At 60.3% G+C, this 24,133-nt stretch carries 18 protein-coding genes; 5 read left to right on the top strand and 13 right to left on the bottom strand.

Annotation, left to right across the window (positions count from 1 at the left end; genetic code table 11):
* Window positions 1-324 precede the first annotated feature (324 nt).
* Together D1224_RS05880 and D1224_RS05875 are read right to left on the bottom strand one after the other, a co-directional pair.
* Window positions 325-2,010, bottom strand: a complete 1,686-nt coding sequence (locus D1224_RS05880; protein ID WP_119378977.1) for an acyl-CoA dehydrogenase family protein — start codon at window positions 2,008-2,010, stop codon at window positions 325-327.
* Window positions 2,011-2,115: 105 nt separating this feature from the next.
* Complete coding sequence (locus D1224_RS05875) at window positions 2,116-3,549, bottom strand: protein adenylyltransferase SelO family protein (RefSeq protein WP_119378976.1); 1,434 nt, start codon at window positions 3,547-3,549, stop codon at window positions 2,116-2,118.
* A gap of 261 nt (window positions 3,550-3,810) precedes the next feature.
* Here D1224_RS05875 and D1224_RS05870 point away from each other — a divergent pair, with 261 nt between their 5' ends.
* Entirely contained in the window at window positions 3,811-6,645 is a 2,835-nt protein-coding gene (locus D1224_RS05870) for a TonB-dependent receptor domain-containing protein (protein WP_119378975.1), read from the top strand.
* A gap of 142 nt (window positions 6,646-6,787) precedes the next feature.
* Complete coding sequence (galE, locus tag D1224_RS05865; RefSeq protein WP_119378974.1) at window positions 6,788-7,783, top strand: UDP-glucose 4-epimerase GalE; 996 nt, start codon at window positions 6,788-6,790, stop codon at window positions 7,781-7,783.
* On the opposite strand, the gene cysQ is transcribed toward galE, so the two are convergent.
* From cysQ to D1224_RS05845, 4 genes are all read right to left on the bottom strand, one after another.
* Window positions 7,780-8,583: a 3'(2'),5'-bisphosphate nucleotidase CysQ gene (cysQ, locus tag D1224_RS05860; RefSeq protein WP_119378973.1), complete on the bottom strand. Its 804-nt coding sequence runs from the start codon at window positions 8,581-8,583 to the stop codon at window positions 7,780-7,782. The genes galE and cysQ overlap by 4 nt on opposite strands.
* 38 nt (window positions 8,584-8,621) lie before the next feature.
* Complete coding sequence (locus D1224_RS05855; RefSeq protein ID WP_182482181.1) at window positions 8,622-9,584, bottom strand: Gfo/Idh/MocA family protein; 963 nt, start codon at window positions 9,582-9,584, stop codon at window positions 8,622-8,624.
* Between the two features lie 79 nt (window positions 9,585-9,663).
* The gene (locus D1224_RS05850; RefSeq protein WP_119378971.1) at window positions 9,664-10,287 is read right to left on the bottom strand and encodes a histidine phosphatase family protein; all 624 of its coding nucleotides are present in this window, start codon (window positions 10,285-10,287) and stop codon (window positions 9,664-9,666) included.
* A complete protein-coding gene (locus tag D1224_RS05845; protein WP_119378970.1) occupies window positions 10,287-11,102 on the bottom strand; it encodes a 3-deoxy-manno-octulosonate cytidylyltransferase family protein in 816 nt (271 codons plus the stop codon). Before D1224_RS05845 ends, D1224_RS05850 begins: the two co-directional genes overlap by 1 nt.
* A gap of 185 nt (window positions 11,103-11,287) precedes the next feature.
* On the opposite strand from D1224_RS05845, the gene cysD reads away from it, so the two are divergent.
* The 3 genes from cysD (at window position 11,288) to D1224_RS05830 (ending at window position 14,650) form a co-directional block, all read left to right on the top strand.
* Window positions 11,288-12,190, top strand: coding sequence for a sulfate adenylyltransferase subunit CysD (gene cysD / locus D1224_RS05840; protein ID WP_182482180.1), 903 nt, complete (start codon window positions 11,288-11,290; stop codon window positions 12,188-12,190).
* Window positions 12,190-14,094 carry a sulfate adenylyltransferase subunit CysN gene (cysN, locus tag D1224_RS05835; RefSeq protein WP_119378969.1) on the top strand — a complete coding sequence of 635 codons (1,905 nt, stop codon included), beginning with the start codon at window positions 12,190-12,192 and terminating at the stop codon, window positions 14,092-14,094. The genes cysD and cysN overlap by 1 nt, the downstream gene beginning before the upstream one ends.
* A gap of 220 nt (window positions 14,095-14,314) precedes the next feature.
* Window positions 14,315-14,650, top strand: a complete 336-nt coding sequence (locus tag D1224_RS05830) for a hypothetical protein (RefSeq protein ID WP_119378968.1) — start codon at window positions 14,315-14,317, stop codon at window positions 14,648-14,650.
* Here the strand turns inward: D1224_RS05830 and D1224_RS05825 are convergent.
* The 7 genes from D1224_RS05825 to D1224_RS05795 form a co-directional block, all read right to left on the bottom strand.
* The gene (locus D1224_RS05825; protein ID WP_119378967.1) at window positions 14,647-15,726 is read right to left on the bottom strand and encodes a glycosyltransferase family 2 protein; all 1,080 of its coding nucleotides are present in this window, start codon (window positions 15,724-15,726) and stop codon (window positions 14,647-14,649) included. The two genes, D1224_RS05830 and D1224_RS05825, sit on opposite strands and share 4 nt — an antisense overlap.
* A 101-nt stretch (window positions 15,727-15,827) precedes the next feature.
* Window positions 15,828-17,741 (bottom strand): transketolase C-terminal domain-containing protein, encoded by a 1,914-nt coding sequence (locus D1224_RS05820; RefSeq protein WP_119378966.1) that lies wholly within the window; start codon window positions 17,739-17,741, stop codon window positions 15,828-15,830.
* Window positions 17,742-17,766: 25 nt separating this feature from the next.
* Window positions 17,767-18,534, bottom strand: a complete 768-nt coding sequence (locus D1224_RS05815; protein ID WP_119378965.1) for an acylneuraminate cytidylyltransferase family protein — start codon at window positions 18,532-18,534, stop codon at window positions 17,767-17,769.
* A 4-nt stretch (window positions 18,535-18,538) separates the two neighbouring features.
* Complete coding sequence (locus D1224_RS05810) at window positions 18,539-20,002, bottom strand: aldehyde dehydrogenase family protein (RefSeq protein WP_119378964.1); 1,464 nt, start codon at window positions 20,000-20,002, stop codon at window positions 18,539-18,541.
* Window positions 20,003-20,084: 82 nt separating this feature from the next.
* A complete protein-coding gene (locus D1224_RS05805; RefSeq protein ID WP_147372338.1) occupies window positions 20,085-21,611 on the bottom strand; it encodes a hypothetical protein in 1,527 nt (508 codons plus the stop codon).
* 8 nt (window positions 21,612-21,619) lie between these two features.
* Window positions 21,620-23,278, bottom strand: a complete 1,659-nt coding sequence (locus tag D1224_RS05800; RefSeq protein WP_233350413.1) for a capsular biosynthesis protein — start codon at window positions 23,276-23,278, stop codon at window positions 21,620-21,622.
* A 104-nt stretch (window positions 23,279-23,382) separates the two neighbouring features.
* Window positions 23,383-24,084 (bottom strand): acyltransferase, encoded by a 702-nt coding sequence (locus D1224_RS05795; protein WP_119378961.1) that lies wholly within the window; start codon window positions 24,082-24,084, stop codon window positions 23,383-23,385.
* Window positions 24,085-24,133 lie beyond the last annotated feature (49 nt).

The following is a 24,133-nucleotide window of genomic DNA, read 5'->3' as shown; positions in this document are numbered from 1 at the left end:
CAGGACGAATTTCGATGGCAGGAGATGGACCCTCAGACGGACCTTCGCCCGTCGAGGGTGACGCACACCTTGGACACTACATACTCAAACGCGTTTCATTCCGAAGATGCCTGCGCAGGGGTCAGCGGAGAGGGAGGATGAAACCTTCTAAACTTGCGTCACGCTCGACCGCGGGACGCGGTCTGAGCGTCCATCATCTGACCTGGGATGTTGCGTCGGGCGGCGATGACAGGTGATGGTCCCTCAGACGGGCTTTCGCCCGTCGAGGGTGACGCATGCCGTAGAGTTCCGCTTTTCGGCTAGCCGGTCGAAAGACAGAGGTGCCTAATTCCCGCCTTCAACCAGCCGCCGCGCGATCACCATGGCCTGAACTTCGCCAGCGCCTTCGAAGATATTGAGGATGCGGGCGTCCTGGAGGACGCGGCTGACCGGGTATTCCAGCGCGAAGCCGTTGCCGCCGTGGATCTGGACGGCGTTGTCGGCGGCGGCCCATGCGACGCGGGCGCCAAGGAGTTTGGCCATGCCGGCTTCGAGGTCGCAGCGTTTGCCGCTGTCTTTCTGGCGGGCTGAATAATAGGTGAGCTGGCGCACACCGATCAGTTCAGCGGCCATCATGACGAGCTTGTTGGCGACGCGTGGAAACTCAAAGATGGAGCGGCCGAACTGTTCGCGGTCGATGGCGTATTTCAGGCCGAGTTCGAACGCGTTCTGACCAACGCCGATGGCGCGGGCAGCGGTCTGGATGCGGGCGCTTTCAAAGGTCGCCATCAGGTGACGGAAGCCCATGCCTTCGGTCTCACCCAGCAAATTGGCGGCGGGCACGTCGAACTCATCGAAGCTGATCTCGTACTCTTTCATGCCGCGATAGCCGAGCACCTCGATCTCACCGCCGGTCATGCCGTCTGCGGGGAAGGGGTTAGCATCATCGCCGCGTGGCTTTTCAGCCAGGAACATTGAGAGGCCGGAGAAATTATTCGTCGCCGGGTCCGTGCGCGCGAGCACCGTCATCATGTCGGCGCGGACCGGGTGGGTGATCCAGGTCTTGTTGCCAGTGATCTTGTAGGTGTCGCCGTCTTTCACTGCGCGGGTCTTCAGCGCGCCGAGATCAGAGCCGGTATTCGGTTCAGTGAAGACAGCCGTTGGCAGGATGTCGCCGGAGGAGATGGCCGGCAGGAATTTCTGCTTCTGGGCATCGGTGCCGCCGATCAGGATCAGCTCCGCTGCAATCTCTGACCGCGTGCCGAGCGAGCCGGTGCCGATATAGCCGCGGCTGAGCTCCTCGGAGACGACGCACATGGCCGTCTTGTCCATGCCGAGGCCGCCGAACTCCTCCGGGATGGTGAGGCCAAAGACGCCAAGCTCTGCCATCTCTTCGACGATCGGCATCGGAATGTATTCGTTCTTCAGATGCCACTCATGGGCGTGCGGGAGGATCCGGTCGGTCGCAAAACGGCGGAACTGGTCGCGGATCATGTTGAGGGTTTCGTCGAGGCCGGTCTCTTCCACCGTGGCGCGCGACAGGGCGTCGGGCAGGTGCTTTGCGGCGGCGGCCATGACCTCGGTCGTCTTGCCTTCGGTGAGGAAGCGCTGGACGGCAGGCTCTAACAGGCGCTCCATGCCGTCCTTCGAGACTCCGATGTCGGATGGGCGGATGATCTCACCCTGGTTCATCGGGATGCCGCCGATCAGCTGGGCGCAATACTCCGAGAAAAGGACCTGTGAGAGAAGCTGCTCGATTTCACCGAACTTGCCCTCTGCCGTCATGCGGTCAGCCCAGTCGGCCGTCTCGCGCAGCGTTTCGACATAGGTGATGACCCAAGCCAGGCCGTGGGCCGAATGCTGGTGATGGTCGAGCAGTTTGCGGTCGATCTTGCCTTCCGGGGCGAGGCGGGCGCGCATCGCGGCCTTCGCATCTTCGCCAAAGGCTTCGAGGCTGACCACGGCTTCCTTCATCGCAGGAAGCAGGCCGTCCATCACAGGTGAAATCTTTTCTGCGGCTGTACCGTCCATTTTCTATCCCTCCGGGCGACTCTTGCGCCATGTATCTATCGCACCGGGGCGCATTTGACACAAATTTTGCTGCGGCGCAGCGACATTTATTGCCGCAGGGGCAGCTTATGCCTTTTGGGCGGAAGGTTCAAAAGTGATGTCGAGCGCCTCTCTGGCCGCGTCGATGTCCTTGAGCGTCTGTTCAAACAGGCTCCAGTCATCGCGCTCTGCAATCGGGGCCCAGATCGCCTCGACCTCATCATAGAGAAGAGAGATCGGCTTTTCGCGCTGCCAATAGGCATGCGACAGGCGCTCTGGTCGGTCCGGATTGCGGGCGAACATTCCGTCTCTCACCGGGGCGAAACCTGCGTCTGCATACATGGAAGCGATGGGGCTTTTGGCGGCCCGTGCTTCGCTTTCGCTGCCGCAGAACCAGTCAAAGAAGACCTGCGGCCAAGGCGCGCGCGTTTCCGACATCCAGGTATAGAGCGCCTGCAGCCAGACGAGGTCATCATGCAGGTCGCCTGATGACTGCAGGCCGAAGAGTTTGAGGTTATGTTCGGCAAGGGCAGCCTGATAGGCGGGCTCATAAGCTTGGAGCGCTTCGCCAAGCGGGTCAGTGTCACAGACAGGCGACATCGCAATGGCGAGCTGTTGCAGCGCCCAGAGCCCCTGCGTCGGCTGGCGGCCGAAGCGATAAAGGCCTTGCTGGTCGAAATAGGCGGCCGTGAAATTCGGGTCCGACTCTGGCAGGAAGCGCCACGGCCCGTAATCGAAGCTCTCACCGGTAATGTTGAAATTGTCGGTGTTCATCACGCCGTGCACGAAGCCGGTCGCCATCCACTGGGCGACCATGCGGGCCGTCTGCTCTGTTATGCGGTGCAGGAGGGCAGGCGCCATGACGGAAATGTCTTCGTCCACCGCGTCGGGATAATAGACTTCGCAGCAATAGCGAATGAGGCGGGCAAGATTTTCGGTCTCCCCCATCGAAGCGGCGCGTTGGAAAGTGCCGAAGCGGATATGGCTGTGCGACAGGCGGGTGAGCACGGCGCTGCGGGCAGGCGAGGGCTCATCATTGCGGGCAAGCTCTTCGCCCGTCTCGATCAGGCTGAACGGTTTGGACGTCTTTACGCCGTGCGCTTCAAGGTATTGCGCGGCGAGGACTTCACGGACCCCGCCCTTGAGCGTGAGGCGGCCATCGCCTTGTCTCGACCAGCGCGTCTGGCCTGACCCTTTCGTTCCAAGGTCCAGCAGACGGCCTTGATCGTCGCGAAGCTGCGCAAACAGGAAGCCGCGGCCATCACCGAGCTCCGGGTTGTACACGCCGAATTGATGCCCGTGATACCGCATGGCGAGCGGCGTCTCGATATTGTCCGGGAGCGGACGAAATCTGGCGAAGTGATTTGCCCATGCTTCCGGCGTCAGCTGCCCTAATCCGACGCGCTCATCCCAGCGAGTGTTGCGAAATCGCAACACGGAGGTCTGAAAGTGCGCGGGTTCTGCTGCGTCTGCGAAGGCGTCAGCCAGGGCGAGGAAAGCGGGCGCGGCCTGATAATGCATGGCGGCCTGATGACAGTTTTTGTCGGGTGCAGCAAGCCGAAGAGGCAAAAATGACCCCGCGGAAGGCCAAAGCGTGAAAGTGAATACCAGTCAGCTTTACCTATAGGGACCTATCAGTTTCGATAGCTATCGAAGTGGTCAGGTATTTTTGCGGCACCGCAACACCGAATTGCGATTGAATTCGACTTCCAAATCAGCAGTGATCAACGGGAATCCGCCGCCAAAAGAGCGGATCGTCCAGTATTTGGGAGGAAACGACACATGAAAACTACGAACAAGTGGCTGCTTGCGACGTCGGTGTTTGCGCTAAGCGCAGCCGGTGCTGCATACGCCCAGGAAGACGGAGATGACGACACACTGCGCCAGCAGACCGTCACCGTCACGGGGTCTGCGATTGCCGGTACGCCGGAAGACGCCGCCCTGCCTGTCGATGTTCTGACAGCTGGTGATCTCCAGCTCGAAGGGTCACCCACCATCACCGAACTGATCCGCAATCTTGGCGTCTCGTCCGGTACAGACAGCCAGACCAACCAGTTCGCATCGAACGGTCTTGAAGGTACGTCGAACATCAACCTGCGGGGTCTTGGCCCGGCACGGACGTTGGTGCTCATCAACGGCCGTCGCCAGACCTTCCACCCATACGCAATTGGCGAACAGGCGCAGCTCTTCGTCGACACGAACATGATTCCGACCGCCGCTGTCGGCCGGATCGAGGTGCTGAAAGACGGTGCAGCCGCGATTTACGGGTCTGACGCCATCGCTGGCGTTGTGAACTTTATCACCCGTGACGACTTCGAAGGCTTTGAGGTCGGCGGCGACTACTCAACATTTGAAGGCACGGACGGGAACTACAACATCAATGCTACTTACGGTCTCCAGGGCGAAAACTGGGGCTGGGTCACGTCTGTTGGTTACAACAAGCGCAGCGAAGTCTCGCTGCTCGAAAAAGACTGGGCAATCGTGCCGTTCAGCGAGAACCCTGTTGGTGGTTGGTCTTCCCTGTCCAACCCCGGCTATTATGTCCCGCTCGGCTTTACCGGCACGGGCGTCGGTCCGATCGCCGGTGCGGTTGGCGATAATGGATGTACGGATGTCGGCGGCATCGTCGTTGGCACATGCCGTTTCCAGTTCACGCAATTCGACAACCTCGTTGAAGAAGAAGAACGCTACCAGGTTTTCTCTGAGTACAATCGCGAGTTCGCGAATGGCGTGAACATGCACCTTGAGGCGCTCTATGGTTACTCGGATGTGCCTGAGTGGAAGACATCACCTTCCTACCCGCCACAGGTTCTGACCAACCAGGTGGTGCCAGCCTCCCATCCGGGTTTCGCCCAGTACAGGGCCGACAATCCCACCGCATTTCCCGCGGGCACACTGGCTGCACTCTATATCGGCCGGTCATTCGGTTGGGGTGGTTTCCCCGGCACGGGCGGGGCACAGGAAGGCTTCCGGACCTATGAGAGCTACCGCCTCGGTGGTCAGTTCGATGGTCAGTTCTCAAACGGTGTGAACTGGGATACGGCGCTTACCTGGTCGCAAACCGAAGGTGAGCGGATTACCAATGATACCTACATCAACGGCCTGACCATCGCGCTTCAGGGCTTTGGTGTCTGTGGTGATGCAAACACGGGTGCGATCCCGGCGGGTGCAGTCGCGGGTCAGGGTGATTGTGAATATTACAATCCATTCTCCAATGCGATTCAGTCGAGTGCCATTACCGGCCAGGCCAACCCGAACTACGTTCCGGGGCTTGAGAACTCCTCAACCCTCGCTGAATGGATGACGGACGGTGTCGGCTCAGTCGTGACGACGAATCTGACAGTCTTCGACGCAACCCTGTCGGGACTCAGCGGTGTTCAGGCTGCTGGCGGTGAGATTGGTTGGGCTGCTGGCGTTCAGGTCCGCCGGGAGAGCTATGAAGTCGACCCGAATGAAGTGACTGACCTCACGCAGAATCCGGGTCCGGGCGGAACGGGTCCGTTCTCCTTCCTTGCGGGCACGACGCCGTTCGATGAAAGCCAGACCATCTATGCGGCTTTCGGTGAACTTCAGGTGCCACTCTTCGAAGATGTGGATATGCAGTTTGCTGTCCGCTACGAAGATTATGGCGGCGACGTGGGTTCAACCTTTGACCCGAAGGTCGCGGCCAAGTGGCAGGTGTCCGACGGTTTCGCACTTCGCGGTTCTGCTCAGAGCTCGTTCCGTGGCCCAACGCTGAACCAGCTTTCTGGACAGGTCACGACGCTGCAATTCGTTGCACCGACCAGCGCATTCAAAGCGGTTGATCAGTTCGGTAACCCACAGCTGGACCCGGAATCGGCCTTCAGCTTCAACTTCGGTGCACTGTTCGACAATGGTAATGGTTTCACGGCTTCGGCTGACTATTACAATTTCGACTTCAAGGATCCGATCATCGTTGAAGATCAGGCGTCGATTGTTGGTGCGGCCCTCGCGGCAATTGCTGCTGGCAATCAGCAGGCGGCGATCCTAAACCGGGTCACCTTCACCGATAATAACAGCAACGGCATCAACGAGCCGAACGAGATCGCTCGTATCACGACAAATGTCGTGAACGGTCCGGACATTCAGACGTCCGGTATCGATCTTCGTGCTGAGCAGGTCTGGGACGCAGGCCGGGGTGAGTTCACCCTCGGTGGCGAAGCGACATACGTCTTCGAATATGACGTGGACGACTTCCAGATCGAGGACGCCATCATTCCGGGGGGTGACCGCGTCGATCAGTTCAACAGATCGAACTTCTCGCGTTCCCTGCCGCAGATCAAAGCGAACCTGTTTGCCAACTATATGTTCGGCAACCACAACATTCGTGGTGTGATGCGGTACATCGACTCTTATGATGATGAACGTGGCGATCTCACAGGCAATGGGAACTCCGACATCGACAGCCAGACGACCTTCGATGTCTTCTACACTTGGCGGTCGGACTACGATCTCGATCTTGGTCTTTCGGTGGTCAACGTCACCGACGAAGACCCGCCATTCGCCCAGTTCGAATTGAACTATGACCCGTACACGCACAATCCGTTTGGCCGGACTTTCAAGATCAGCCTGACAAAGCGTTTCGGCGGCAACTAGGCCGGGTTTCGAAACTAAAGAAATCGGGGGAAGGCGGCACTTCGGTGCCGCCTTTTCTGCATTCGGGTTTGAGGTTTGAATTCCGCGCTGGAGACGGTAGGCCTTCTGTCGAGATTAGCGTTCAGGTGAAGGGGCCGCGCAAATGACCAAAACCGTGCTCGTAACCGGCGGGGCTGGCTATGTCGGCAGCCATAGCTGCAAGGCTTTTGCTGAGGCTGGCTGGAACATCGTGGTCTATGATAACCTCTCGCGCGGCTGGCGGGATTTTGTGCGCTGGGGTGAACTGATCGAGGGGGACCTGCACGATACGGCAAAGCTGACCGAGGTCCTGAGAGACGCGAAGCCGGACGCGGTCGCGCATTTCGCGGCCTTTGCTTACGTCGCCGAGTCGATGAAGCAGCCGGAAATCTATTATCAAAACAACGTGGCGGGCACGCTCAGCCTGCTTGAGGCGATGCGGGCCGCTGATGTGCGCAGGCTCGTCTTCTCATCTTCCTGCGCGACCTATGGCGTTCATGAAGAGCTGATCACCGAAGAAACGCCGCAGGCGCCAATCAATCCCTATGGCGCGTCCAAGATGATCGCCGAGCGCATGATCCGCGATTTTGGCATGGCGCATGGGCTGAAATCAGTGATCCTTCGTTATTTCAATGCAGGCGGCGCAGACCCGGCAGGCGAGATTGGCGAGCGCCATGATCCCGAACCGCACGTTATTCCACTGGCCATTATGGGCGCCATGGATGGCACCTTCACGTTCACGATCAACGGGACAGATTTCGACACGCGCGACGGCACGCCGGTCCGCGACTATGTGCATGTCAGTGACCTTGCGGATGCTCACTGGCGTGCGCTCGACTATCTCGATGCCGGCGGCGAGAGTGATGTCTTCAATCTAGGGACGGGCCGGGGCGTGTCAGTCAGCGAGCTCGCGGACGCTGTATCGCGTGTCGCTGGCAAGTCCGTGCCGCGGCAGTCCGGCGCGCGGCGTCCGGGTGATCCGCCATCGCTCGTTGCCTCGGCTGCAAAGGCTGAACGCGTGTTGGGCTGGCGCCCGCAGCGTTCAGATATCGATACGATCCTGGAGACGGCCTGGGCCTGGCACCAGAAGGACAATCACAAATCCCGCCCCGACAACTAAGCGGTGACCGGCGACACATCCCCATAGACGATGAAATGCGGATTGTCGTAGCCGCGCTCGCGCTTGCCATAGCGCAGCGGTGCGCCGTCTTCAGTGAGGACCACTGCGCCTGCAGCCTCCGCGACGGCCTGACCGGCGGCGGTGTCCCATTCCATGGTGCGGCCCATGCGCGGATAGAGGTCAGCCTCGCCCGCGCCAAGCAGGCAAAATTTAAGTGATGAGCCTGCCGAGATGATCTCATCGACCTTGAACTTTTTCAGGAAGCCGTCGGTCTCTGGTGAGCGGTGAGACTTCGACGCGATGGCGGTGACGCCAGCATCGGGGCATTTGCGGATATGCAGCGGGCGGCGCGCATCTTCTGACGGAACCGGTGCGCCCGGTTTGACGTCAGCCTGCCAGGCGCTGTCCGGGCCATCGGCAACGAAGAGGCGGTTGAGGGCCGGGGCATAGACGACGCCCATCACAGGCTTTCCATGTTCGATGATGCCAATGTTCACGGTGAACTGACCATTGCGGTTGATGAACTCGCGCGTGCCGTCCAGCGGGTCAACTAGGGCGAACCGATGGCCGTGCTCCGGGACGTTGCCTGCCGAAACGGACTCCTCTGCGATCACCTTGAGGTCCGGCTCAGCTGCCTTCAACCCATCGAGGATCAGGATTTCGGCCTTGGCGTCTGCTTCAGTGACCGGGGAGGCATCATCTTTCCGCTCGACATTAAAGTCGGTCGAATAGATTTCCATCACCAGCTTGCCTGCGTCGAGCGCAATGCGCGCCAGCTGTTCACCTGTAATCCTCGTCATGCCGTCTCCTGTAGGGCGGGAATGTCGGTCCGCGGCGCTTATGCCCATGTTTCAGTAGCCGCGCAAATACGCTGCGCGATATTCATGGCGTCAAAAGCGTGGCGGCTCGTTCCATGATGCAGGGACGCGCTGCCGGTCACGGCCTCGATGAATTCCGAAAGCTCCTGGTCGGCAAAGTCGACCCGCTCGAACTCGGTGACTGTTTCGTCGGGATTGGGAAGATCCCGCCCGCTCCCATCCTGTATGAGCTGGGCGTGGATCAACATTTCCGGACCATAGTCCTCCAGACCGGGAAGGTGCCCGTCCAGCCAGACATAGCCGCGCTCATAGCCAAGCTCGAGCCGGAAGGTCTGGCGCCAGGACGTCGCTGACGCGTGAAGTTGCGCAATGGCGCCGCTGCCCGACTTCAGCATGGCGAAGAGGTTCGCATTCCCGCCGCGCCCGTCCGCGCACATGGCCTTCACACTCTCAAACGGGCCAAAGAAGACGTGCAGCAGATCCAGCATATGGATGCCATGACCAAGCAGAACGCCATGCTTTTCTGCGTCGGCGCCGGGATACCCGGCATGGCCATAGACGGCGCGCGCGGTCAGCAGTTCGCCATAAGGCCTCGTCCGCACAAGATCTTCGGCCGCACGCACGCTGGCGTGATAACGCAGCGAACAGCCGAATTTCAGGATGGCGCGGCTCTTTGTTTCGGCTTCGCGCAGATTGATAATGTCTTCAACGGTGAGACCGCCGGGAAGCTCACTGAGGACGTGGATGCCCGCCAGAAGCGCGCGGCGGGCGGCATCGGCCGCCTGCTCTGCGGGGAGGGCAAGGATCAGCGCATCGACTTGATTGCGATTGAGCAGGCTGGACCAGTCAGCGTCTTCAAAGCGGCTGACCTGGGCGGCGGAAAAGCTGCGCACAATACGTGCGTCCTCGCTGGCTTCGATCGCTTTGAGGCGCTCGACCGCGAGGGGACTTTTTCCGAGGATTGCGAAACGCAACGCTTTCATCAGCGGGGCCTCTGGACCGGCAGAAACAAGCCCTTCGGGTAACCAGTCCGCAGGCGCGCGGCAACTCTCCGTCTGCGGCTCAGGGGCGGATATTCCAGTCGGCAAGAGAGACGTCGCCAGCCTCATCGAGATGGAAAATGCCGTAAGCGCCAGTTTTCAGTTTGAGATTGTCGTGACGGGTGCTGTCAGGCTTCAGCCCGGCGGCAGTCAGGGCGAAGCGGGCGATACCATTACTCGTCACAATCAGGACCGGGCCGTCGCCCGCGGACTTGGCGAGCTTGGCGAACAGGCTCTGCCACTGGCCTTCTATCGCGGCAGGGTCGAAGCGCCAGCCGGGTGGCGGCACCGCCTCGCGCTCCCACGCGTCGAGCGCGTCCTTACCGATGCGGGCAATGACCTCGTCTTCGGGCTTGTTCTCGTCCGGGCCGTAATCGATCTCGCGCAGGAAGTTGCCGATCTCCAGCTCTGGCGGGTTTGCCTGCGCCGAGAGGATGGCATCAGCCGTCTGACGCGTACGCTTCAGCGGGCCGGCGATGGCTTGGCTAAATGCGATGCCCCTGTCACGAAAATGAGCGCCAAGCGCGGTGGCCTGCGCCTCTCCAGACCTGGAAAGCGCAAGATCGGTCCGGGCGCCGACACGGGTGACGGTGTCGCCCTTGTCGAATGTATTGCCGTGGCGGACGATGTAGAGGGTGCGGGCCATTAGCGGGGCGCCTCCATGGGGTCGCCGCTCTCGGCGATGAGGTCTTCTGCAAAGCGGGCATCTTCAGGCGTGTCTATACCCCACATCGCATTCGCGCCGGGCTCGACGGCGACCGTCATGATGCTCATGCCGTTTTCGAGGAAGCGAAGCTGTTCGAGGCCTTCCAGCTCTTCATAGTGGCCGAGGGGCAAGCTCGCAAAACGTTCAAGCGCGGCCATGCGGAACCCGTAAAGCCCGATATGGCGGAAGACGGGTGAGAGCGGCCCAACGGCGCGGAGCTTCTCTTCCTTGCGGATGGCCGGGATGATCTGTTTGGAAAACCACAGCGCCATACCATCGCTGCGCCTGATGCAGCTCGTCCCGCTGAAAGGCTCACGTGCCTTCTGGTCGCGGATCGTGTCGAGGGCGGTCCAATCGAGCTGGACGACAGGTGTGACGACATCGGCGGTCGTCGTGGTGGCGGCCTCAATCAGCGCTTCGAGATAGGCGGGCGGGGTAAAAGGTGCGTCGCCCTGAAGGTTCAGGATGAAGTCTGGCGCCTCATCCTGCGCGTGGGCGGCAGCGAGGGCGCGGTCTGTGCCCGATGGTAGGTCCGGGTCGGTCATCACGGCGGGCGCGCCAATCTCTGCGGCATGGTCCATAATGGCGCTGTCGTCGGTTGCGATGACATAGGATATGTCTGAGCGTGCCGCAGCGACGCGGGCGGCCACATCAGCGACGCGGGACACCAGCGAATGGCCCGCAATCTGGTGCAGCGGCTTTGCCGGAAACCGGGTCGATCCGATCCGCGCGGGGATGACGATTAGTGTTTTCATTGGCCAGCTGCCTCTGGAAATCCTGCCTGCGGTCTGCGCGGGAGAAGGCGTTTCGTCAAGCTTCGCACTTTGCCCAGAAAAGGCGCAAGTTTAGTAAACGCCGTGTCTGACTTGACCGTCCCTGTATTGTTGGCTTGAGACGTGCTTGTTACCTAGCCGCGACCTGGCCACAAACCGGACTAATCATGACGACACTGACCCATCTCGACCGGCTCGAAGCCGAGAGCATCCACATCCTGCGTGAAGTGGCAGCCTCGATGCAGAATCCGGTGATGATGTATTCCATCGGCAAGGACAGCTCTGTCCTGCTGCACCTCGCGCGCAAGGCGTTCCATCCGGGGCCGATTCCGTTCCCGCTGCTGCATGTCGATACGACATGGAAGTTTCGCGAGATGATCGCGTTTCGCGATGCGCTGAAGGACGATCCGAACATCGATCTTCTGGTCCATATCAATGAGGAAGGTGTTGAGCAGGGCGTCGGGCCTTTCAGTCATGGGTCTGCGGTCCACACCGACATCATGAAGACGCAGTCGCTGAAGCAGGCACTGACCAAATACAAGTTCGACGCAGCCATCGGCGGGGCGCGCCGCGACGAGGAAAAGTCGCGCGCCAAGGAGCGCATTTTCTCGTTCCGCTCAGCCCAGCATCGCTGGGACCCGAAGAATCAGCGCCCGGAGCTCTGGTCGCTCTACAATGCGCGGATCAAGCCGGGGGAAAGCGTCCGCGTCTTCCCTATCTCCAACTGGACCGAGCTCGATATCTGGCAGTACATCTATCAGGAGAATATCGACATCGTGCCGCTCTATTTTGCTGATGAGCGCCCTGTGGTCGAACGCGACGGCATCATGGTGATGGTCGATGATGACCGCCTGCCGCTGGAGCCCGGCGAGAAGCCTGAAATGAAGAAGGTGCGGTTCCGCACGCTTGGCTGCTATCCGCTGACCGGCGCTGTCGAGTCCGAAGCCTCTTCCATCACAGAGATCATCGAGGAAATGCTGCGCACCACGACGTCTGAGCGTGAAGGCCGCGCCATCGACAAGGATGCGCCTGCCTCCATGGAAATGAAAAAGCAGGAGGGCTATTTCTGATGGACGGTTACGCAGCCCCGGATTTCGCGAATATCGAGGAATATCTCGACAGCCAGCTGAAGAAGTCGCTCCTGCGCTTCATCACCTGCGGCTCTGTCGATGATGGCAAGTCGACCCTGATCGGCCGGCTCCTCTACGAGTCGAAGATGATCTTCGACGACCAGCTCGCCTCGCTGAAGAATGAGTCCAAGAAGTTCGGCACGCAGGGCGAAGAGATCGACTTCGCGCTTCTGGTCGACGGCCTTGCCGCAGAGCGTGAGCAGGGGATCACGATCGACGTCGCCTATCGCTTCTTCTCCACCGACCGGCGCAAGTTCATTGTCGCCGACACGCCGGGCCATGAGCAATATACCCGAAACATGGCGACAGGTGCCTCGACGGCTGACCTTGCCATTGTGATGATTGATGCGCGCAAGGGCGTGCTGACGCAGACACGCCGTCACAGCTTTATCGTTTCCCTTCTGGGTATCCGCAACGTCGTCCTCTGTATCAACAAGATGGACCTTGTCGGTTATGACCGCGACGTCTTCGATGAGATCGAGGCGGACTATCGCGATTTTGCGTCCGATTTCGGCTTCGAGCACATCCAGGCCATCCCGGTGTCGGCGCTCGCCGGCGACAATGTCGTCACCAGCAGCGAGAACACGCTCTGGTATGATGGCCCGCCGCTGATGGAATATCTCGATACGGTCGAGATCGCCTCGGACGCGCAGGAGCAGCCTTTCCGCATGCCGGTCCAGTGGGTGAACCGCCCCAATCTCGATTTCCGCGGCTTTGCCGGTCAGGTCGTGTCCGGCACGATCAAGCCGGGCGATGGCGTACGCTCTCTGCCATCTGGCAAGACCAGCAAGGTTGCCCGCGTCGTGACCATGGGCAACGACCTTGATGAGGCGGTCGAAGGCCAGTCAGTGACGCTGACGCTGGAAGACGAGATCGATATCTCGCGCGGCGATGTCATCTGCGCGGACAAGTCGCCTGCAGAAGTTTCTGATCAGTTCCAGACGACCATGATCTGGATGTCGGACAGCCCGATGCTGCCCGGCCGGTCCTATGTGATGAAGATCGGTGCGCGTGAATGCCAGATGCAGGTCACCGAACAGCGCCACCGTATCGATGTGAACACCCGTGCGCATGAAGCGGCCAAGACGCTGGGCCTCAATGAGATCGGCGTCGTCAATGTCGCCCTCGACCGTGAAGTCGCGTTCGACCCTTACGATATTAACCGCCGAATGGGCGGGTTCATCGTCATCGACCGGATGACGAATGAAACGGTGGGCCTTGGCCTGATTAACTTTGCGCTCCGCCGTGCCTCCAACATCCATCGTCAGTCTCTCGATGTGGGCAAGGACCTGCGGGCCTCCATGAAGGGCCAGAAGCCGGTCATGCTCTGGTTTACGGGGCTTTCTGGCGCTGGCAAGTCGACCGTGGCAAACCTTGTCGAAAAGCGCCTCGCGGCCATGGGCAAGCACACCTACACGCTCGACGGCGACAATGTCCGCCACGGCCTCAACAATGACCTTGGCTTTACCGATGCTGACCGCGTCGAGAATATTCGCCGCGTTGGCGAGGTCGCCAAGCTCATGCTGGATGCAGGCCTGATCGTGCTCGTTTCCTTTATCTCACCATTCCGGGCCGAGCGGCGTATCGTGCGCCAGATGGTCGAGGATGGCGAGTTCTGGGAAGTCTTTGTCGATGTGCCGCTGGATGTTGCCGAAAGCCGCGATGTCAAAGGCCTCTACAAGAAGGCGCGGGCTGGTGAGATCAAGAACTTCACCGGTATCGACAGCCCCTATGAAGCGCCGACAGATCCAGAGATGCATATAGACGCTGACAAGATGGCCCCGGAAGAAGCTGCAGAGCTGATTATCTCACGGCTGGAGCAGGCTGGTCTGATCGGGGGCTAGACCCCCGGTCAGGGCATTCTATCGGACGATTGATAAAATATAGATATTATATAGGTTTAGGGCCGATCAACCGGCCTTCAACCGTCCGACAAGCTGCGGACAGTTGATCGCCGAATTCGTGCCGTTTTCGGGGTTTCATTTGTCCACACTTTAGAGCAAGTTCGCCCGTCGCCCTATACGCTTTGCATGGGTCGAGAAGATTGAACAGTGAAGGAATCACATGGAATGGAATAGACCGGCGTTGCCTGACGACGACAAGGTTCAGACGACGGGGATAGGGCTTGCGCTTATGGGTTTGGCGTTCGCCGGAATGGTCGTCGGCTTCATGGTAATGGGTGCAGCCGAGCCGCCGACGTATAGCGAATACACAGGTCGCCAGATTGGCGGGAATGACTACGGCGTCGGCGGCTGGATAACCGTCGCAATATCGAGCGGGCTTTTCTCGCTGGGCCTTATCATGGCTTGCGTTGGGTCGATCATTGCCGAAATCCGGCGGGCGGCGTTCGAAGCAGCTGCTCGTGCTGGTGAAGTGAAGGCGCCTGACAGCGCCACCTAGTGCGTTGACGGAGCGGAAGGCTTGTCCGTCGGGTTTCTGGCATCGCCTGAAAGGCTGGTGCCCGGCGCTGGATAGCGGCGCGCGCGCCAGACATGCGGGCGACGGCGGCTGAGCGTAATCGGGCTCCAGTGCATGGCGCGGGAAATCTGCCAGCTGGAGAGCTTCTTCTCGCGCTGCACTTTTCGGCGGGCCTTCATCGTATCGCCAAACCGGCCAAATGCTTCGGACAGGCCCCGCCGGATCGACTTTGCGCGCGGCTTTCCGAGGGCTGAGACATAGAGATAAAGTGTCAACAGGATATGCCCCGGCATGCTCGCAATGAGCAGAAGGAGCGGCGTGTTCTTCAGATAGGTGGTCAGGCGGTTGCGCGTTCCCTGGCGGACGGTGAAATCACTGCGAAGGCCCGTAATGGCGCTGCCATGATGGCGCACGATGGCACGCGGCACGAAGATGCACCGCTCGCCCGCAAGGCGGAGGCGATAGCCAAGATCGACATCCTCGCAATAGCAGAAGAAGCTCTCATCGAAACCGTCCGCGCCAAGGAAGATATCCTTGCGGATCATGGCCGTGGCGCCGCAGGGCGAGAAGCACTCGCCTTCTTCTGGAAGGTCGCTCGCCTTCGCGCCGAAGCCGCCGCGCCATGGAAAGCCGAAGACCGAATAACAGTCACCCGTCCCATCAAGACGGTTCGGGTCTTCAGCGTCGAACTGGGCGCTCGCAAACTGGGTCACGTTCGGATAGCGCTGCGTGGCATCGGCCAGCGTTTCGATCCAGTCGGCATGCGGTTCGGTGTCGGGATTAAGCAGGATGAGCCAGTCGCCGGCCGCTTCCTTCGCGGCGACATTGTTGCCGCCTGCAAAACCAAGATTGTCATCCATGCGCATGAGGCGGGCGCCATCGAGGCCAGAGAGATCCAGCCGGTCGGCAGAGCCATCGCTCGAGGCATTGTCCACCACCAGCACTTCGAGTGGTTTCAGCGTCTGTTGTTTCAGGTGGTCGATGGCGGACTGGATAAGCTCGCCGCCATTATAGTTCACGATGATGACGCTGGCGCGGAAAGGCGATGCGGCAACCAAGGTCTGCTACTCCAGTCAGGCAAGCCAGATCATGGTTTGCGGGAAGCCGGACGTCCAGCCGGTCTCTGCGAGAGAGACCGGCCGGGCATCAGTGAAAAGACCTAGAGCACGGCTTGTACCGCTGCTGCGATGGTTTCGTCATCGAGGCCAACCGCTTTCAGCACCTGATCATTGGTGCCGGATGGCGGGGTCAGGTCGAGGCCGAGGCGGACGAATTTGCAACCTGACAGCGCGCCTGCTTCGGCAAGCGCGGTCGCGACAGCATCGCCCTGACCATAGCGGCGATAATGGTTATCGATTGTCGCAACGAGCTTCGCATCGCCAATCGTCTTCGCCAGCCATTCGCCATCCACGATGTTGAGGAAGGGCAGGGAGATGACAGTGGCGTCGACGCCCTCACCGGCAAGACGGTCTGCAGCCTTGAGGGCCTGCGCGGTGCCGACGAGGCCGGACGCGATGAGGACGGCGCTGCCATCACCCTTGCGCGCGACACGGCCCTGACCTGCGGCCGGGGTCCAGCTGGCATCCGCTTCATAGGCGGTCTCATAAGGAATGGAGACAAGGCGCAGGAAGGACGGACCGTCATGCGTGTTCAGGCACCAGTCGAGCAGCGGGGCGACCTCATCCGGGTGGGCCGGTTCGACCATCGCCATTTTCGGGATAGAGCCGAGGGCTGAAATCTCGCGCACCGACTGGTGGGAGTGGCCCGGGCCGCCCGGAAGCGCGCCGGAAAGGCCGCCGACATAGACGATTTTCGTGTGCTCGGTGGCATTGTTGTAGATCTGCTCGTTCGGACGGGTCGACAGGAAGCAGGAGAAAGAGTGCACGACAGGCAGGAGGCCCTTAAGTGCCATGCCGCCAGCCTGGCTGACCATGTCCATCTCTGCGATACCGCATTCGACGAAGCGGTCAGGATGTGTATCGCGGAAAGGCTCGAGACCCATGTCGAGAACAAGGTCTGCATCGAGGGCGACCAGCTTGTCATTGCGTTTTGCCTGGTCCAGCAGCGCTGCCGTATAGGACGGGAACAGCTTGACCGGGTTGCCGCCCTGCGGCGCAGCAGGGCGCTCGATTGTTTCGAATTCAGGCTCTGGCAGGCCAGCGGCCTTGTGGCCGTCGAGGATGCGGGAAATAAGCTCCTGCGCGCCGAGGGTATAGTCTTCGGCCTGCGGAGCGCCGGAGTGGAACTGGAAGCGCTCGACGTCGCTGTCGACCGAGACGCCTTCCATGAAGCTCACGCCCTTGCCCTTGATCGTGTTCGCAATGATCACGCTTGGGCGCTTCTCGTCCTGACGGGCCGCAGTGAGAGCGTCGCGCATGGCGTCGATGTCGTGTCCATCGATGCTCTGGGTGTGCCAGCCGAAGGAGTTGAATTTCGCTTCCAGGTCACCGAGGCTGGAGGTGCGTTCCACCGAATAGTCCGACTGGATCTTGTTGTGGTCAACGATGACGGTGACTTCGGAGTCGCCGTTGTTTGCAGCAGAGATCAGCGATTCCCAGATCTGACCTTCCTGCAGCTCACCGTCGCCCGTCATCACATAGATGCGCGCTGGCTTGTCCAGCATCCGGTTGGCAAACGCCATGCCTTTGGCCTTCGAAATACCCATGCCGAGCGAGCCGGTATTGGTAACCATGCCCGCAACGCCGACATCCGGGTGACCCGGCAGGCCGTCAATCTTGCGAAGTTTGTGGATACTGTCGAACGGCAGCACGTCGAGCGCGGTCAGCACGGCATAAAGGCCGGGCGCGTCATGGCCCTTGGAAGAGAAGTAGAGATCCTCGCCCTTCATCTCATTGAGATAGAGCCAGGCGACCACATCCATGCTCGAGAAGCTGGAGCCGATATGGCCGGAGCCTGCATTTGCGATCATGTAGAGCGTGTTGAGGCGCGCCATGTCGGCAAAGAGGCTGGTGCGCTGCTCTGCGGAAGCATTGCACTCCTGCACGCGCGCAAAGGCCGGCTTGTCGAGGTAATAAAGTGTGCCGGAGACGGCTTCGGTAATCAGGTCACCCATGGGGTCGTATCCTCAGATTTTCGGTTCAGTCGCCTTGCCAGGCGGGTTGTTCGATTTTCGGCAGTTCGGCTTCGCCATCCTCGACCATCATTTCAAGGAGGCGCCAGTCACGCGGGGAGTTCACGTCAAGACCTTCCGACCCCGAAGTCAGGAAAGGCGTCAGCACCTCGCCAGCGATCGTGCCAGCTTCCAGCGCGACGCGCGACCAGGCAATCTCAAGGCTCGCATTCTGGGCATAGACGCGCGGCAGGCCTGGATACTGGGTTGAGTGGTACGGCGTGATCTCTTCCGGCTGCATCGGCATGAGCGGGTGCATCCGCTCACCCCGCACGACCCACATCTTGCCGGGATGCTGGGCGCAGGGCTCTACCGCGCGAAGGCTGTCGACGCCTTCCTGGCGGGTGAACTGGTCCCAGGCGCGCTGGATGGTCGATGGCAGGCGGCACGGACTGGTCGGGCGCAGCAGGGCGAACGCGTCATAGGCTTCGCCCTGGTCTGCAAACCAGCGCAGCGCATGCTGGATCCAGTCAATGTCGGGGGACTTGTCGCCAGAAAATTCCGGCGGGCGCATGAAGGGCGTCTCCGCGCCATAGTGGCGGGCGACTTTCGCATAATCATGGGAGTCGGTGGAGACGATGACCCGCCCAAACACACCTGACTGCTTGGCCGCCGCGATCGTATAGGCGATCAGCGGGTGGCCCATGAGCGGCGCAATATTCTTGTGCGGCACGCGCTTTGAGCCAGAGCGAGCCGGGATGAGCGCGATACAGCTGGGGGAAGACGCCGTTGTCATGAGCCTAGAGCCGTCCCGGTTCGGTGATGAGGTAGATGTCTTTCAGCTCTGTGTAGACGTCCAGCGCTTCGGTGCCCGGCTCCCGCGTGCCATTACCAGACGCCCGAAGCCCACCGAATGGCATGTGCGGCTCTGAGCCGAACGTACCTGCATTGACGACAGCGACACCGGTGCTGAGCTCTTTCGTGAACGTCCAGGCGCGGTCCCAGCTTGTCGTGTGGATGGTGCCGGTGAGGCCGTATGGGCTGTCATTGGCAAGGGCGACGGCCTCTTCAAAGCTCGAAACCTTGTAGATCGCGCCGACCGGGCCGAAGAGCTCTGTGGTCGAAAGGTGGGAGTCCGCCGGAGAGCCTTCGATCAGTGTCGCCTGCAGGTAGAAGCCGCCTGAAAGGTCGCCGTCTATACGCTCGCCGCCGCAAAGCACCTTGGCGCCTTCGCCCTTGGCGCGCTCAATGGCGCTCAGCATGTTGTTCAGCTGGCGCTCATTGATGACCGGGCCAAGCTCACAATCGTCGCCAACACCGGCCTTGAGGGAGTTTGCCTTGGCAACGAAGGCGCCTACGAACTTGTCATAGACGGCGTCCATGACGATGAAGCGGCTGCCCGACGCGCAGCGCTGGCCCGCATTGGAGAAGGCAGAGAGAGAGGCCCAGTGGACGGCCTTTTCGATGTCGGCATCATCGCAGACGATGAAAGCGTTCTTGCCGCCAAGCTCCAGCGAGACTTTCTTGAGGTCCGCGCCTGCCTTGCCGGCGATCTCGCGGCCGACACGGGTCGAGCCGGTGAACGAGATGACGTCAACGTCCTTATGAGCGGTCAGCGGAGGGCCGACTTCCTGGCCGAGGCCCTGAACGACGTTCATCACGCCTGCAGGCACACCTGCTTCGATAAGCGCGCGGGCCATCCAGTCAGCCGAAAGCGGGGTATCTTCCGCAGGCTTCAGCACGACGGCATTGCCGCAGATGAGGGCCGGGAAAACCTTCCAGGCAAAGTTCGGGGCCGGGGTGTTGGCGGCGGCAATCAGGGCCGCAACACCGCAAGGCTGGCGGACCGTCATGCAGGACTTGTTCGGCGCGCCGGACGGCATGGTGCGCCCGAAAAGGCGCTGGCCTTCGCCAGCATAGAAGCGGCCGCACATGACAGAGCCGGTCGTCTCACCCATCGCCGCCGAGAGCGGCTTGCCAGCTTCTTCAGCGACGATCTTCGAAAGTTCTTCGGCGCGTGCTTCGATCAAATTGCAGGCGGCGTGCAGGATCTGTCCGCGCTGGACAGCGGGCGTATCGGCCCAGGCTTTCTGCGCAGCCTTTGCGGCAGCGACGGCCTTCTCGACTTCGTCTGCGCCGCCATGGTGCAGCTTGGCGATCGGCTGTCCGGTGTGGGGGCTGAGGATGTCAGACGTGGTCTGACTGGAAACGGCCTCTCCATTGATCAGGGATTTCACGTTCTGCGGATCGAATGTGTCCAGCAATGACAGCTCCTGTGATCGTCTTTACCCGCGCGGCGGCTGCGCGCGTCCCGGTGCTAGCCGATTAAAGCCAGCCCCGGCAAGGTCAATTGGTGGCTGCGCCGCCTTCAATTGCCGCAAGCTCGTCCTTCATGACGATCTTGCCGGAGAGCGGCTCCAGCGTGATCGCCGGTATCGGTTGCGAGAATTCGCCCTCGACCACGGATGGATCGAGATCGAGCGGGTCCAGCGTATTGTTCACGAAGACAAAGGCATTCTCGAACTCGCGCATGTGCACATGCTTCGAATAGCGCACGCGCTTTGTGACGCCCTGACCGACCCGTTTGGACCAGATGTCGAAATAGGCTTCGCTCGTGTAGATATCGAAGAACTTCGCCGGATGCGTATGGAACAGGACGTCGAAATGCCTGTTCGCATACAGCATGAAGAAGCAGGTCAGATATTCAGCCAGATGACGCTCGATACCGGCATCTGTCATCTGGAAGCGTTTGGTCCAGCCTGAAATCTTGTCTTCGGTGCCATGAAACCGGTAGGTGCCGGACTTCACGATGAGCTGTTTCTTCATGACGTGAGAATTGTCGAAGAACTGCTGCAGGCGGTCATAATAGTCGATGCCGTCGCGTTCATAGTTGCGCCATTCCCAGCGGAAAGGCTGCTCCCAGAACATGCCGTCTGATATTTTGAGATACTGGCGCACCAGCTGCGGCTCGGTGACGAGGATGCTGTCGAGCATCGTGCCGTTCAGGAAAAGTGTTTTTCCATTCTCCTTGAGCAGCGCATGGAGTTCGCGGAACAACAGTATCTGGTTCTCCTGAAAGTTCGGGAACCAGTCTTTCGGCATGTCGAAGATGAGGCTCGGCGCGCCGAAACCATAGCGGCGGACGGCGTAATCGATCAGGACGGCATCGATCTCATTGGCAACCATGATTTCGAGGACGCGATTGCAAAGTGCCGCACGCACCTCTGGTCTGCGAATATCGAAAACGCAGCCTTCAGCATCGAGCGCAGGGCCTTCGACAAATTTCAGGCGGTGCTTCGGCTCGAGACTTCCGTCCGGATTGTGGACGTAATATTCTTCAGGAAGGCCTGCATTCGGGCCGAAAAGGTAGCCGTCGTCATAGTTCAGAACGGCATAGCCGATGAAGCGCTTGTTCAGCCCCTTTCGCTTGAAGACTTCCCGCATCTTCTCGAAGGCGGGCATCTTCATCGTCAGCTTACAGACGCTCTCATCATAGTGATAATTGCTGGCCGAGTAGCCGGAATAGCGAGTATAGGCGTGTGTGACTTCCGGGCCGCCACGTAGAGGCGTTCCCATCTTGCCGACCTTGGAGTTCAGGAAGGCGATCAGCGAGCCCGTCATGGTCGGGATGTACGGATTGTGCGCCTCTCGTGAGATCCACGGGTCCCCAAACGGGTTGAGCAATTGCTCCTGTTCGCTCTTGTCTTCCGGGCGATGTATCGCGACGCCGTTCTTGAACCTTGAGAGCTTTAGCATCTTGGCAGAGCATGACTCGCTCTCGATGCCATCGCGGGGCTGGAACTTGCGCTTGGGCAAATTGCGCCGGACGAAGCGGATCGCCTGGTCGACGAACAAAGGTACCCTGAAGCTCATTAGGAATCCTATCCCTGGTGCTCTGCGTTGAAGACAAAGGGGGCGCCGGTGAGGATGCCCTGAGTTATAGTGTCCAGTCCCGGCCATTTGCCGGGGGCGAGGTCATCGACGCTTGGCACTTCGATGTCGAACATGGCGCCTGTCCCGTTTGGCTGCAGGAAAGGCAGCGGGATCATCCGGCGGAAGAAGAAATGATACGCATAGCGCAGCGCGCGCTCGCGGTCCGGGGCCCACTGGCCCGGTGCGGCCGGAAGCTGGTTCAGCAGCTTGAAGTAATGCGGCTTGTCGCTGGCGTCCTGCGTCACGCCCTTGTTGCGGATCCACGCTTCACCGGCCACGATGACAGGCTTGCCGAGCGGTGTGAGCTCTGTGCCCATCTTGGTGCCATAGATGATGACCGCGTTGGAGGCGTGTGCCAGCGCATAGGTGCTCGCATCCTCATCGGGTTCGATGATGTGGATATGGCGCGGCAGGTCCGGAAAAGCCTTCTTCACTTCGTCCACAACGCGCTGGCGGGACGGGATCGCACCGCGCACTTCGGCAGGGTGAACACGGATGACGACTTCCAGATCTGGCCGGTCGATGAAGTAGCGGATCGAATCGATGATCCAGTCCTTCATGCCCGGAAAGGCATTGGCCGGATAATGCAGCTGAGCGTCCCACATGACGTTGGTCAGCATAGAGACGACAGGCTTTGAAAGGTCGATGCCCTTCTTCTCGGCAAAGGATTTGAAGTCCGAATCCGGTTCTTCGTGAAAATAGATCCAGTCCTTACCGCCGCTGGCCCGGCTTTCCAGATAAGCGCGCACTTCGTCGCGGACCGCTTCTGACATGTCGAGCTCTTCCCATGTCTCGACCGGCTCGCTCATCATGGTGTGATGATAGGTGTCGTCATGGCTGAAGATGAAACAGTTCTTCCGGTAGGCGACGACCCAGGTCACCACGCGGACGCCAGCCTTGCGGCAGACATCGGCGGCAATGCCTTGCGGGCTGTAGATGCCATGATGGAGCACGCAGACTTCTGGCTTCCAGGCCGCGATGATGCGCTCATAGACGCGCTTGGTGAGGATCGCGCCCTCAAGATAGCGGCGCTGCACCTCTTCTGCGCGCGGCTGTCCTTCAAGGTCGCCTGTCGCATAGTAGCGAAGCGCGCCAGCCAGCGCGTGTTCGCCGACCGCGATGTCGTCCAGCGTCCATTCTGACAGGGCGGACAGGTCGACGCTCGCCGCAAGTGATTGTGCTTCGCTGAAGTCTTCAGGTTTCAAATAGTCGGAATAGCGAAACTCAGGCAGGCCCATTGGGCGATGATTGTTGGTGCCGCGATTGAAACAGGCCTTGCAGAGGCGGTTCACCAGGCCGAACTCGGCGATCATGTCTGGCGGTGTCGCGTCGCTATAGGTCGGCATGAGACAGGCCGGCATGGAGCCGTCGCAGAAAACGCGGCCCACTTGAGCGCCCGCCTTTGTAAGGCCGGCAGCAAGTACGCCATCAAGATTGGTCACCGCGCCATGCATGCCGGTATTGGACCCGATCAGGACGCGCGGACCTGCGGCTGACTTCACATCAGCTTCCCACTGGCCATTCGACGCGGTGATCAGGTCTGGCCACGACGCAAACCCTTTCTCAGGGGTGAAAGGCTTGGTGGCGCCTTTGAAGCGTGGCGGCATTTTCAGTTTCGAGGACATAAGCGCTTAGTTACTTCCATTCTTCGCCGTTGGCCGGATACTGGGACATTATAGGCGGCCGGATCAATCAGTGATTGACCAAGAGGTCAGCCGCCGGGCGGGTTAGGTGTGGGCAGTCGCTCGTCTGGTCTGAGCTCCCTGACAACCTTTGCGGGATTTCCTGCGGCCACGACGCCTGCGGGCAGGTCGCTCGTGACGACTGACTGGGCCGCGACCACTGTATCGTCACCGATCGTGACGCCTTTCATCACGGCGCTCCCCAGGCCGATCCAGCAGCGGCTGCCAATAGAAATCGGCTTTGATCGGATTTCGAGGGGAATTGCGACCCGTTTGTCGCCTAGCATGCGGCGGAACTGGATTTCCCTTTGATCGGCATGGGTCGGGTGCGAGTCATTGTCGAACAGCTGAACGCCGTGCGCCAGCAGGGTTGCCTGGCCAATTGTGATCGATTGCGACGCCGACAGGATCGTGTCGTCGCCAACATAGGTGTATTTGCCGATGTGGATGGTTGCGTCGCCTTCGGCCTTCAGGATTCCGCGGATCGCGGTCGGGCCATGTATGCGGACGTTTTCTGGCGCTCCGCCATTGATCAGGCGCGCCTTGATGCCGAGTTTGACGTTGTCATCCAGGACAGCGCCCTTCGAGAAACGCGTCCACACGTCCAGAAGGCGCTGAGCATCGGCTTCATTGTCGGGGATGTGGCCCGCAGCTTCGCTCAGTGAAGCGACTTTTGGGTAAACAAGACCTTCCGCGAACGCGTGATCATCCGGGTACAGTGCGCCGCGCATGTGTTGCTCTCCCTCACCAGCCCCACAGCGTTAGTTTTCTATTTGCCAT

It is taken from the genome of Henriciella barbarensis (assembly GCF_003576345.1).
In the GTDB taxonomy this organism is placed as follows: domain Bacteria; phylum Pseudomonadota; class Alphaproteobacteria; order Caulobacterales; family Hyphomonadaceae; genus Henriciella; species Henriciella barbarensis.
This window is presented reverse-complemented; position numbering and strand designations above follow the sequence as displayed.

Excerpts from the sequence above, each read along its gene's own strand:
- D1224_RS05880 (WP_119378977.1), bottom strand. The coding sequence starts at position 2,010 with ATGGACGGTACAGCCGCAGAAAAGATTTCACCTGTGATGGACGGCCTG.
- D1224_RS05845 (WP_119378970.1), bottom strand. The coding sequence starts at position 11,102 with ATGAAAACACTAATCGTCATCCCCGCGCGGATCGGATCGACCCGGTTT.
- D1224_RS05805 (WP_147372338.1), bottom strand. The coding sequence starts at position 21,611 with ATGAGCTTCAGGGTACCTTTGTTCGTCGACCAGGCGATCCGCTTCGTC.
- cysQ (WP_119378973.1), bottom strand. The coding sequence starts at position 8,583 with ATGACGAGGATTACAGGTGAACAGCTGGCGCGCATTGCGCTCGACGCA.
- D1224_RS05815 (WP_119378965.1), bottom strand. The coding sequence starts at position 18,534 with ATGACAACGGCGTCTTCCCCCAGCTGTATCGCGCTCATCCCGGCTCGC.
- cysD (WP_182482180.1), top strand. The coding sequence starts at position 11,288 with ATGACGACACTGACCCATCTCGACCGGCTCGAAGCCGAGAGCATCCAC.
- D1224_RS05800 (WP_233350413.1), bottom strand. The coding sequence starts at position 23,278 with ATGCCGCCACGCTTCAAAGGCGCCACCAAGCCTTTCACCCCTGAGAAA.
- D1224_RS05850 (WP_119378971.1), bottom strand. The coding sequence starts at position 10,287 with ATGGCCCGCACCCTCTACATCGTCCGCCACGGCAATACATTCGACAAG.
- galE (WP_119378974.1), top strand. The coding sequence starts at position 6,788 with ATGACCAAAACCGTGCTCGTAACCGGCGGGGCTGGCTATGTCGGCAGC.
- D1224_RS05795 (WP_119378961.1), bottom strand. The coding sequence starts at position 24,084 with ATGCGCGGCGCACTGTACCCGGATGATCACGCGTTCGCGGAAGGTCTT.
- D1224_RS05870 (WP_119378975.1), top strand. The coding sequence starts at position 3,811 with ATGAAAACTACGAACAAGTGGCTGCTTGCGACGTCGGTGTTTGCGCTA.
- D1224_RS05820 (WP_119378966.1), bottom strand. The coding sequence starts at position 17,741 with ATGGGTGACCTGATTACCGAAGCCGTCTCCGGCACACTTTATTACCTC.
- D1224_RS05875 (WP_119378976.1), bottom strand. The coding sequence starts at position 3,549 with ATGCATTATCAGGCCGCGCCCGCTTTCCTCGCCCTGGCTGACGCCTTC.
- D1224_RS05855 (WP_182482181.1), bottom strand. The coding sequence starts at position 9,584 with ATGAAAGCGTTGCGTTTCGCAATCCTCGGAAAAAGTCCCCTCGCGGTC.
- D1224_RS05830 (WP_119378968.1), top strand. The coding sequence starts at position 14,315 with ATGGAATGGAATAGACCGGCGTTGCCTGACGACGACAAGGTTCAGACG.
- cysN (WP_119378969.1), top strand. The coding sequence starts at position 12,190 with ATGGACGGTTACGCAGCCCCGGATTTCGCGAATATCGAGGAATATCTC.